This is a genomic window from Sodaliphilus sp. (assembly GCF_045598405.1).
Taxonomy (GTDB): Bacteria; Bacteroidota; Bacteroidia; order Bacteroidales; family Muribaculaceae; genus Sodaliphilus; species Sodaliphilus limicaballi.
In genome coordinates, this window is sequence record NZ_JAZLLZ010000039.1 from 1 (window position 1) to 10,888 (window position 10,888).

Here is a 10,888-nt window from a genome sequence, read left to right on the forward strand (position 1 = left end):
ATATTCAGAATGCTCTCAAAATACAAGAAGGTGCGAACAGAGAAGGATGGCCAATGGGAGGATATCACAAAGCTCAAATACATAGAGGAACTAACCACGTTCCTTGATGTATAGGGTCTGAAAAACGGGTTTCTTTAATTAAAAGAGGCCACTGTGTATGTTAAGCAGTTTAATGCGGCGTTAATGAAGAATCCATTGGCAATAGTTGCTGCTCTTGTTGGAGCCGTTGTCACTGCAATTTACGAATATATGGAGGCAGAAAAGGAAGCGCAGGCTCGCATTGAAGAGGAGCGAAAACAACAGCGCGAGCTAATGAAAGACTATGACGTTGCGCAGAAAAAGATTAAGAAACTTACTGAAATAATCAACGATAACACCCGAGAACTTGATGAACGCAAGACTGCTCTCGATACTCTTAAAGAAATTGTCCCTGGTTACCATGCCGACCTTACAAAAGAAGGTGAACTTATAAACAATAATACTGATGCTCTTGACGATTATCTTGCCAAACTCAAAGAATCAATTCTCTTAAAAGCAAATCGAGAGAAACTTGAAAAAGCGTATGTCGAGTTGAGCGAGCTTGAGGATGTTGAAAATGAAAAGCATAAGAACTATAATGATATTCGTAGTACCAACACATTGCAGGGTTATAACCGCAATGGGTTTATAGCAAAATTAATGCGTACTCTTGGTATGGAATCTGAAGATAATGCAAAGAAAGAATTCGAGGATGCCGAAAAAAAAACCAGAGAAAAAAGAACTGAAGTACATGCTCTAGAGAAGAAAGTAGGTGTGAATCTTCTCGACCAAGGGAGTGAAACTCCACAAGAAGATGGTAACAACGGTAACAGCGACAACAATAATCATCACACAACATCATCAACATCTTCAAAGTCTTCAAAAAACTCAAAATCAGAAGATAAGTTCAAAGCAGAAAAAGAATGGAGACAGAAGGAAGAAGCACTCAATCGTATCGCCTATGCTACTGGCGAGAAGGATTACGAGGCTTATACCCAGCGCATTGATGAAATAGCTGTTGACTTCTATAAAAAACAACTTGAACGTACAGACCTGTCCGAATTAGAGCGCCTCTCGATTATGGCTGACGCTGCCGAGGCAAAGAAAAAACAGACCGAGCACGCTAACGCCGCAACCATTGCCGAAGAAAAAGCCGGCTACGATGAAATGGTGGCCTATCACAAGCAATGCTACATCGATGGCGAATTAGACGCTACCACTTATCAAGAAACGATGCAACAGCTAGAACTCGCTCACCTGAAACGTATGACCGAGATTACTGTCGCTGGGACAAAAGAACGTGCTGCAGCTGTAACAGCATATCAAGACAAAGTCCTCAAGGACCAACAAGAGAAACAGAAAAAAGCCGAGGATGAAGCAAAGAAACACCAAGAACAATTAAAGAAAATCAGGGAAGATGTTTTTGGTAATAGTGCTGCCGAAAACAAGGCTGCCTATGATGTTGCCCTTGCTAATCTCACAGCGGTTTTCAATGCGGAACTCGACGCGGCAGGTGACAATGCTAAAGAGAAGCTGCGCATTGAGAAAGCATTCCAAGATGCGAAACTCGCCCTTGCTAAACAATACAACCAGGAAATTCAAGGTGAAAACTCTAATCTCCTTGAAAGGATGGCCGAGAGCTTCACCGACTGGATGGATAGCGAAGGAGGAAAGGCTGTAACCCAATCGTTTGATCTAGTAGTTTCACAGATGGGTTCCATCTTTAGCGGTCTTTCTTCGCTCATCCAGGCGGAACTTGAAATTCAGACCGCAGCGATTGAAAAACGCTATGACAAAGAAATCTCACGCGCCGAAGGTAATTCCTATAAGGTTGCCCAGCTGGAGAAGAATAAGGAAAAAGATATAGCCAAGGCGAAAAACGAGGCTAACCGCAAGATGTTCGCCATGCAGGTGATCCAGGCGGTAGCTCAAACGGCTCAGAATGCTCTAGCCGCTTATGGCTCAGCAGCCGCAATACCACTGGTGGGTCACATTATGGCACCAATCGCGGCCGCTATGGCAGTTGCAGCAGGTGCTATCCAAATCGCTGCCATCAAGAAACAGCAGGAGGCATCTAATGCGCAAGGGTATGCCGAAGGTGGTTTCACCCCCAAGGGAGGCAAGTACGAGGAAGTGGGCGTAGTCCATGCAGGCGAATGGGTGGCATCGCAGAAACTGCTTGCCAATCCTCAGGCTCGAGCCGTCGTCAACATGCTCGACTTTGCCCAGCGAACGAACACTATCGGCTCTATCCGCTCGGCTGATGTGTCTCGCTCTATCTCCGCTCCCATGGCGATTGCAAACCTGCAAACACCTGCTTCGGGACCTGCAGCGTCGCCTCAAATCGGGTCTTCACGCGCGCAAACTGATGCCGTGATAACAGAACTCTCCGCTGTTATCTACGACCTGAAGCAAAGACTCAACGAGCCTTTCGTTACTGTGAATACAGTCACAGGTGATGCTGGAATCAAAAAGGCTCAGGACGAATATGAGCAGCTGATGAAGAATAAATCCCCTAAATCAAGAAGATAATGGAAATCATCATAAATGGCAAACCTGCCGCCTTGAAAGAGGGCACCTCGTTTGAATACATCGTTGAGAATCGTTACTTTACTGGTAGCGATTCCTTTACCTTGTCAATTACTTTCCCGCTCCGCAGGTGTGCGCAGAATTTAGCCATCTTCGGCAACATCCAACGCACTGACGTGGATAAACGGAAGGTTGTATTTGACTGTGAAATCCGTGACCATAACTTCTGTAAATCGGGCTCTATCGCTATCGTTGAGCTCAACGAGGTGGAAGTGAAGACACAGTTCCTCGAGGGACGTAGCGAGCAGAACTTCAACGAAACCTTTGACAATGTCTATATCAATGACCTCGACCTCGGTTCTTGGCCAACAACATTACCGAGGCAGATTACACCACCTTCTGCATGGGCTGTGGGTGACGCTGTCGCCTTACCGTGGGTAAATGATGCTTCGGGTAATATCCAGAACGAGGTTGTGTGTACACAAGACCGTTATAACCAATGGGGATACCAGTGGGCTCCCGAAACTGATGCTCTCTCTTGGCAGCCGTTCCTTATCACCATCACAAAACGGATATGCCAGGCTATGGGCTATTCATTTGATTTCTCCTCGTGGGAACAGTCAGACTATCGCTACTTGCTGCTTTGCAACACGCTGCCTGCCGCATGGGATGTCCCGCAATATGCAAGGGCGCTTCCTCACTGGACTGTGGCAGAGTTCTTTGAAAAACTTGAGTACTTCCTCAACTGCGAGTTTGACATCGACCACAGGGCGAAATTTGTCTCTTTCGCTTTTTCAAAAGATGTCATCAACTTTGCGGATCCTGTTGAACTGCACATGGTAGTTGACGAGTTCTCTGCCACAATCTCACAGGACGATGACGACTGTGAGTATCGTGAAGCACAGAATATCGTCTATGCTGACCGTGACGATGAAATGTGGCAGTATGAGTCATGCCGTTGGTTTGTGGATGACTGCATCAAAAACGGCAAAGTGCAGTCCTACGACTTGCTGACGGATCTCGTTGAGGCTACACGACGGTATGAAAAAATCTATTCCTATGCTCGAAACATGGGCATGAACAAACTGTTCTATGCCCGGGATGTGGATACCTACTTCCTCATCCGTGCCTATAAGAATGTTCCAGAATACGAAACTAGGGAGGAAATTGAGATTGTAGATGGCAACGAGTATCACAATACATATACCTATAAAATTAATGCGTACCACTGTTGCCTGCAGCCGGTAAACCAGTTTGGCGCACACATCGTTAATGATGCTGACGATGCCAAAGAAATCTCGCTTGACATAGTACCAGCATGGATTGATGAACTTGACGAAGATAAAGGCAACTGCCTTTTTCTAAAGTTCTCATCATACGATGAGCCTAACGCCGATGGGGAAAGAGTAGGCGGTGTGATACAAACCGCTGAAGAAGGCGAACTAATCCAACCTTATCTTGTTCAGGACTTGGAAAGCGGGAAAAAAGATGAGGTTGTGGAATACTTTTCCAAAATTTTTGTGGCGTTTTGGGATGGAGCCATAGAAGCTACTGGAAAATATCCTCATCCTTACACCGACAGCGTGATTGTTCGGCACGACGGAACTATCTTTCGCCCTCACTACTCTTTGCGCATCAACCGCAACAACGGAATGCTGCGCTTCAATACACACAAGATAAACACTCGGCAGAAATTCACCTTCTCGTTCCTTGCCGACAAGATGCCCAATGTGCGTGCCGTGTTCCATATCAATGGCAAGAGGTATTTGTGTGAAAAGATGACTGCGACCTTTACAGAGTCAGGGCGCAGCCGTTTGGTCAAAGGTGAGTTTTGGAGAATCTTAGAGTGACCCTTCCCAGTCAAGCACGTCCTTGTTCGCCTTTTGCAGATGACGAGTATAAAGCTCTGTTATAGCAAGCGAACTGTGGCGTGCTTGGTCTCTCACTGTGATGCTTGCCATTTTGCTCTCGAGCATTTCGGATATTCCAGTGTCTTTGAGCGAGTAAAACTGCCACTCCTTTTTAAGGTTCAAAGCCTTGCGAACCTTTGCCCAATGATCTCGAAAAATCTTTGGGTCAATCTGGTTCACACCTGGCCATAGCTTGTCGGAAAATATGTAGTCGCTATTGGCTGCTGAGAATGTGCCTATCTCCATGGCATACCTCAGTACCTTTATAGGAAGCGTCACGACCATAGTTTCATGGTTCTTGCTCGCATCGTCAGGTATTGTTATTGTACCCTCCTTTACATTTATCCAGCCAACCTTCAGGCGTGTCATCTCCACGGGACGGATGAAGCAGTTATATAATAGGTAGCAGGCAAGCAGGAACGGCTTGTCATGGACCTCCAGCCATTGACCGATTTTTCTCACTATGTCTTGAGGAATTACCTCTCTCGTTTTCCTGATGTGACGGCGGTCTATGTAGGAGATGCCGTCGGTAGGACGCGACTGGAGATAATTCTTCTCCACGCACCACCCGCAGAACGTGGCAATCCACGACAGGTAGTTGTTGCGCGTCTGTGCTCCGTTATCCTTCTCTATAAAATTATAGTCAAGGAACCGTACGATGAAAGGGCGATCAAACTGATAGAGGTAGTGAATCTTATCGATTGTTTTAGCGTAATTGCGCAGACTGTTCAGCCGTGATTTGTAGCCTGCGTAAGTTTGCTTGCGAAAATACCCGCCGTTGAACATCTTGTCAATATACAGCTCATACGAATTGCACACCGACTCAAACTCATACAGATTGCCCACATCCTTGGCAATCCACGGGTTCCATCCTCGCGCCAGCTGGGTGGTGATGCGACTGATAACGTCGCGTGCGTATGCCCTGCGGTCTTTGATTTTCTTGATGCGGTTTATCTTGATGCGCTTGCGGCGCAATCGGCAAATGGCGGGGTCGTAGGCGTAGAACTCGATATACCATTCTTTGCCCTCTCTGAGCACTGGCAAGGTGCTCTGCTTTACGAAATCTACATTGCTTGAAGCCTCGTACCGAGGCACTGCATCAAGGATTGTTTTACGCGATTTGTATGCGCACATTTTTTTTGACATTTCTTGAGAGAAACGCCATACCGTTGTACAATATAGGAATTCTCGGGAATGGGTCTTGTCCCGATTTTGTCCCGCTTATTTTAAGAAAAAAGGGATAACATTCAGTCTTACTGCCTGCTATCCCTGCTTGAGTCGGGGTGAGAGGACTCGAACTTCCGACCTCCACGTCCCGAACGTGGCGCGCTAACCAACTGTGCTACACCCCGAGTCTTTGCCTTGTTAAAAGCGGTGCAAAGTTACAAAATAAACCTCAATCAACAACAAAAAGGGGTAAAAAAAATGAGAAAAAAGGCAAAAAAAAGGCATTTTTTTGAAATTTGATGTGAAAATGGTTGATTATTAGCGATAAAGTTTATAACTTTGCACCGATTTAACGCAAATTTCAGGAAAAAAGTGGCTTCATTCAATGTTAAGTTGAGAAGCATGGCATTTGGAATTGAGACATTTAAGTATCATCTTGATGCCAACTTCTTCAATGAAATAGGGCAGACTGAGGTTCGTTGCAGCGATGTGGAAGCAACAATAGTTGTGGAAAGACGCCGCGAGGACTTCTTTGGCTTGTCTATTACATGCAATGGCACTGTGACTATAGGGTGCGACCGATGCCTTGACGATTTGGTCCATGTTGTAGACACCGTTTATGAAATAGGCGTTAAGCTTGAAGGCACCGACTATGACGACAGCCGCGATGAGCTGCTCATAGTGCCCGAGAGCTGGCGAGAACTCGATGTGGCACCGCTAGTGCGGGACACCGTGTTGCTTACCATCCCCATGACTCACGTTCACCCCGACGGGGAGTGCAACGAGCAGATGTCGGCATTACTCAGTGACCATGCAGCTGAGGGCCTGAATGACGACTTGCTTGACGGCGCAACCAGTGGAGATGACGGAAGTGATGAGGAAGTGGAGTGTCTTGACCCCAGGTGGGAAGCACTCAGGAAATTAAAAGATAATAATTAAAAAAATAAAAATATTAGAACAAAATGGCACATCCTAAACGTAGACAATCAAAGACTCGTACAGCCAAGAGAAGAACTCATGACGTGGCTGTAGCACCCACTATCGCACAATGCTCTAACTGCGGAGCTTGGCATGTTTATCACACTGTATGTCCCGAGTGCGGCTACTATCGTGGCAAGCAGGTTATGGGCGAGGAAGCTGCTGTTTAATGCATGCAACCCTCAAGCACAGTAACTAGATAGACTTTATTAAGTTGGTGTATCCTAAATATGGCTGCTATGAGCTCATAACACCTTATTTAGGATATGTTTTTAATAGACTAAATTAAGATTTTATATGCTTAACGCAATAATAAAAGGCATTGCTTCTTATGTTCCTGACTATGTGCTCAACAACGAGGAGTTGTCACACATGGTGGACACTAACGACGAGTGGATCATGACTCGCGTTGGTATCAAGGAGCGCCGCATACTTAAGAAAGACGCTGGTTCTTCTTATCTGGGCATCCAGGCAGTGAAAAAGCTGCTTGAAGAGACAGGTACTAATCCCGACGACGTGGATTTGCTCATCTGTGCTACTTCTAACCCCGACTATCGTTTCCCCAGCACTGCATCAGTGATTGCTCACGGCTGCGGACTGGAGAAGAAATGCTATGCCTATGACATTCAGGCTGCTTGCGCTGGCTTCATCGTTGCTGCACAGGCTGCTAACGCTTATATCAAGGCTGGTCTTTACAAGAAGGTAATAGTGGTGTGCGCCGAGAAGATGTCGAGCATGGTAGATTATCAAGACCGTGCTACATGTCCTCTCTTCGGCGACGGTGCAGGTGCTGTGCTCATGGAACCCACCGAGGACACTTCACTTGGTTTCCAGGACGGTGTGTTCCACGTGGACGGAAGCGGTCTTGAAAACCTTGTCTATAAGGCAGGTGGTAGCGCTAAGCCCGCTACTCTTGAGACTGTGGCTGCTCGCGAGCACTACCTCTATCAGGAAGGCCGTGCGGTGTATAAGAATGCCGTTATGGACATGTTCAACTCAACAAAGGACGTGATGGAGCGCAACAACCTCAACAATGACAACATCGACTGGTTTGTTGCACACCAGGCCAACATGCGCATCATCGAGGCTGTGGGCGGACGTCTGGGCATTGCCGAGGAGAAGGTGCTCGTCAACATCGAGCACACTGGTAACACTAGTGCTGCCAGCATTCCTATCTGTCTTGATGAGTTCAAGGGCAAGCTCAAGAAGGGCGACAAGATTGTCCTCACTGCATTTGGCGCAGGATTCACTTGGGGCGCATCATATCTAGTTTGGGCTATATAATGCACAGCGGGCAGCGTGTGGGCGCCTAGGCGTGTGCATGTGAGCCTATATGTGAATATATAAGACCGTAACTTAGAGAATGATCAAATGATAACTGAAAATGCATCACAACTCTATTAACGGGGTAGCGATGCATTTTTCATTTAAGGTATATTAAGAATATCTGGAATTTCTAGAAAATATAGAAAATAAATGAGCGACAGCAACATTACACCGCAGCATCGTGCGGGATTTGTCAACATCGTGGGCAACCCCAATGTGGGTAAGTCCACATTGAGCAACCGCCTAGTGGGCGAGCGCCTTTCTATCATCACAAGCAAGGCTCAGACCACACGTCACCGCATCATGGGCATTGTCAACGGCGATGACTACCAGATTGTGTTCAGCGATACCCCTGGCGTGCTCAAGCCCAAATTCAAACTGCAAGAGAGCATGCTTGAGTTTTCTAAAAGCGCCCTCGTCGATGCCGATATCCTGCTCTATGTAACCGATGTGATAGAGTCGCCCACCAAGAATCAGGAATTTCTCGACAAGGTAGCCAAGGAAAAAATACCCATCCTGCTGGTCATCAACAAGATTGACCTCTTGAAGGGTAATGACGACCTGTTGCGTGTCATCGACCAGTGGAAGCAGTTGCTTCCGCAGGCCGAGGTGTTCCCCACCAGCGCAACCGAGAATTTCAACGTGGATAATCTCATGGCACGCATCGTTGAGTTGCTGCCCGTGAGCCCACCCTACTTCGGCAAGGATGCGTTGACCGACCGCAGTTCGCGTTTCTTCGTCACAGAGATAATAAGGGAGAAGATACTCCTGGGATATGAAAAGGAAGTGCCTTATGCCACCCAGGTGATAGTGGAACTCTTCCAGGAAGGTGAAAAAGACATTCACATCATGGCTGTGATATATGTGGAGCGTGATAGCCAGAAGGGCATTATCATAGGCCACCAGGGCAAGAAACTCAAGCACGTGGGCATAGAGTCGCGCAAGGACATTGAGAAATTCTTCGGCAAGCGTGTGTTCCTCGAACTTTATGTAAAGGTAGAGAAAGACTGGCGCAACCAGGAGAATAAACTCAGGCAGTTTGGATATATAGAGTAAGAAATATAAGAACCTTCTAGAATTTAGAGTCTCTCTAGAAATTCTAGAATATAAAGTAAGGAAATAATAATGGGACGATTAGTAGCAATAGTGGGACGACCCAATGTGGGTAAGTCAACACTTTTCAACCGACTCACACAGACACGCGCTGCCATCGTTAACGACACCAGCGGCACCACTCGCGACCGCCAGTATGGCAAGATGGAGTGGAACGGCATGGAGATGAGTGTCGTTGATACCGGCGGATGGGTAGTCAACAGTGAGGATATCTTTGAGGGCGAGATAAATAAGCAAGTGCATCTTGCCATCGATGAGGCTGACGTGATTCTGTTCATGGTGGACATCAAGAACGGTGTCACCGACCTTGACGACCACGTGGCAGCAATCTTGCGACGCAGCAAGAAACCCACCATCGTCGTGGCCAACAAAGACGACAACAACGAGAGCATATATGCCCTGGCCGAGTTCTACTCGCTGGGACTGGGTGACCCCATGTCGATATCAGCCATCACCGGTTCGGGCACAGGTGACTTGCTCGACGAGGTAGTGAAGAAAATGCCAGAGAAGGACATGGATGAGCCCACCGATGATATACCCCGCTTTGCCATTGTGGGACGACCCAACGCCGGCAAATCATCGCTTGTGAACTCGCTCATGGACGAGCAGCGCAACATCGTCACCGATATCGCTGGCACCACACGCGACAGCATCTATGCACGCTACAACAAGTTCGGCTTCGACTTCTATCTGGTAGATACTGCCGGCATACGCAAGAAGAACAAGGTGAACGAGGATATCGAGTATTACTCGGTGCTGCGTTCTATCCGTTCTATCGAGTATAGCGACGTGTGTATCCTGCTCATCGACGCCACACGAGGCATTGAGTCACAAGACGTTAATATCTTCTCAATCATCGAGAAGAACCGCAAGGGACTCATCGTGCTCGTCAATAAGTGGGATCTCGTGGAGAACAAGAGTCAGGAAGCCATCAAGCACATGGAAGCGACCATCAGGGAGCGTTTCGCGCCGTTCACCGACTTCCCCATCATCTTCGGTTCGGCACTCACCAAGCAGCGCATCTATAAGGTGCTTGAGACAGCCCTTGAGGTCAATGAGAACCGCCAGCGCACAATCTCAACGTCACAGCTCAACAACTTCATGCAAGAGGCCATAGAGGCATTCCCGCCACCCGCAGTCAAGGGCAAGTATGTCAAGATAAAATACGTCACCATGCTCAAGGGAGCCAAGGTGCCCACGTTCATCTTCTTCTGCAACCTGCCCCAGTGGATACGCGACCCCTACAAGCGCTATCTCGAAAACAAAATCCGCGAGAAATGGAACCTCTCCGGCACACCCATCAACCTCTTCTTCCGCGAGAAGTAAAGGAATATAGTATTACAACAAAAGGAGCATCTTATTAATCGAGGATGCTCCTTTTTTACTTATAGGCGGGTTCTATTAGGAGTGGAAGTACATGTGCAATTATCTTGTAGATGAAATGGATTGAGTGAAATTCAATTTTTTTTGCGGACTCCCCGCGCAGATCTCACAGGTAACACTGATTTACTCAACTTTAGCATATGGAACCATTTGAGTTTCACCTATTTGCTCCAATTAGCGTCCTGCTGGACGCATTTTTGCGGTTTACCTATACCCCCACCGCCACTTCGTTCGGCGGTGGGGGTTATTTAGATATTGTCCTACCGGACAACAAATTAGCATCATTTATTATAAAAGCTAAAGTTGAATGATTTAATAATAACGTAACTATTCACCAATGGAACTCCCCGCGCGGATCTCACTGATCTCACTGATTTTTTTCATTGAAAATATATTAACAATTAGAGGCTGAAAGCCGACACGCACAAAGCTTGCTTTGGGCACATAACCCCCACCGAAGGGAG

The 10,888-nt window shown here is 47.1% G+C and carries 8 protein-coding genes and 1 tRNA gene; 7 read left to right on the forward strand and 2 right to left on the reverse strand.

The genetic code is table 11. From position 1 onward, the window contains the following. The first annotated feature begins 183 nt into the window (after nt 1-183). Both ACKI3C_RS03645 and ACKI3C_RS03650 read left to right on the forward strand, forming a co-directional pair. Nucleotides 184-2,550, forward strand: coding sequence for a hypothetical protein (locus ACKI3C_RS03645; protein WP_407402153.1), 2,367 nt, complete (start codon nt 184-186; stop codon nt 2,548-2,550). Next, complete coding sequence (locus ACKI3C_RS03650) at nt 2,550-4,397, forward strand: hypothetical protein (RefSeq protein ID WP_407402155.1); 1,848 nt, start codon at nt 2,550-2,552, stop codon at nt 4,395-4,397. Before ACKI3C_RS03645 ends, ACKI3C_RS03650 begins: the two co-directional genes overlap by 1 nt. Here ACKI3C_RS03650 and ACKI3C_RS03655 read toward each other — a convergent pair. Both ACKI3C_RS03655 and ACKI3C_RS03660 read right to left on the reverse strand, forming a co-directional pair. Next, complete coding sequence (locus ACKI3C_RS03655; RefSeq protein WP_407402157.1) at nt 4,389-5,591, reverse strand: tyrosine-type recombinase/integrase; 1,203 nt, start codon at nt 5,589-5,591, stop codon at nt 4,389-4,391. The genes ACKI3C_RS03650 and ACKI3C_RS03655 overlap by 9 nt on opposite strands. A gap of 144 nt (nt 5,592-5,735) precedes the next feature. Then, nucleotides 5,736-5,809: transfer RNA gene (locus ACKI3C_RS03660), tRNA-Pro, on the reverse strand. Nucleotides 5,810-5,996: 187 nt separating this feature from the next. Between ACKI3C_RS03660 and ACKI3C_RS03665 the strand changes: the two genes are divergently transcribed. The 5 genes from ACKI3C_RS03665 (at nt 5,997) to der (ending at nt 10,367) form a co-directional block, all read left to right on the forward strand. Further along, complete coding sequence (locus tag ACKI3C_RS03665) at nt 5,997-6,563, forward strand: YceD family protein (RefSeq protein WP_407402159.1); 567 nt, start codon at nt 5,997-5,999, stop codon at nt 6,561-6,563. A 23-nt stretch (nt 6,564-6,586) separates the two neighbouring features. After that, nucleotides 6,587-6,772, forward strand: coding sequence for a 50S ribosomal protein L32 (gene rpmF, locus ACKI3C_RS03670; RefSeq protein WP_407402161.1), 186 nt, complete (start codon nt 6,587-6,589; stop codon nt 6,770-6,772). A gap of 127 nt (nt 6,773-6,899) precedes the next feature. Continuing rightward, nucleotides 6,900-7,886: a beta-ketoacyl-ACP synthase III gene (locus ACKI3C_RS03675; protein WP_407402163.1), complete on the forward strand. Its 987-nt coding sequence runs from the start codon at nt 6,900-6,902 to the stop codon at nt 7,884-7,886. Between the two features lie 192 nt (nt 7,887-8,078). After that, the gene (gene era / locus ACKI3C_RS03680; RefSeq protein ID WP_407402165.1) at nt 8,079-8,984 is read left to right on the forward strand and encodes a GTPase Era; all 906 of its coding nucleotides are present in this window, start codon (nt 8,079-8,081) and stop codon (nt 8,982-8,984) included. 69 nt (nt 8,985-9,053) lie between these two features. Then, the gene (der, locus tag ACKI3C_RS03685; protein WP_407402167.1) at nt 9,054-10,367 is read left to right on the forward strand and encodes a ribosome biogenesis GTPase Der; all 1,314 of its coding nucleotides are present in this window, start codon (nt 9,054-9,056) and stop codon (nt 10,365-10,367) included. Nucleotides 10,368-10,888 lie beyond the last annotated feature (521 nt).

Coding starts and splice junctions, on each gene's coding strand:
- ACKI3C_RS03675 (WP_407402163.1), top strand. CDS start 6,900: ATGCTTAACGCAATAATAAAAGGCATTGCTTCTTATGTTCCTGACTAT.
- ACKI3C_RS03645 (WP_407402153.1), top strand. CDS start 184: ATGAAGAATCCATTGGCAATAGTTGCTGCTCTTGTTGGAGCCGTTGTC.
- der (WP_407402167.1), top strand. CDS start 9,054: ATGGGACGATTAGTAGCAATAGTGGGACGACCCAATGTGGGTAAGTCA.
- era (WP_407402165.1), top strand. CDS start 8,079: ATGAGCGACAGCAACATTACACCGCAGCATCGTGCGGGATTTGTCAAC.
- ACKI3C_RS03650 (WP_407402155.1), top strand. CDS start 2,550: ATGGAAATCATCATAAATGGCAAACCTGCCGCCTTGAAAGAGGGCACC.
- rpmF (WP_407402161.1), top strand. CDS start 6,587: ATGGCACATCCTAAACGTAGACAATCAAAGACTCGTACAGCCAAGAGA.
- ACKI3C_RS03655 (WP_407402157.1), bottom strand. CDS start 5,591: ATGTGCGCATACAAATCGCGTAAAACAATCCTTGATGCAGTGCCTCGG.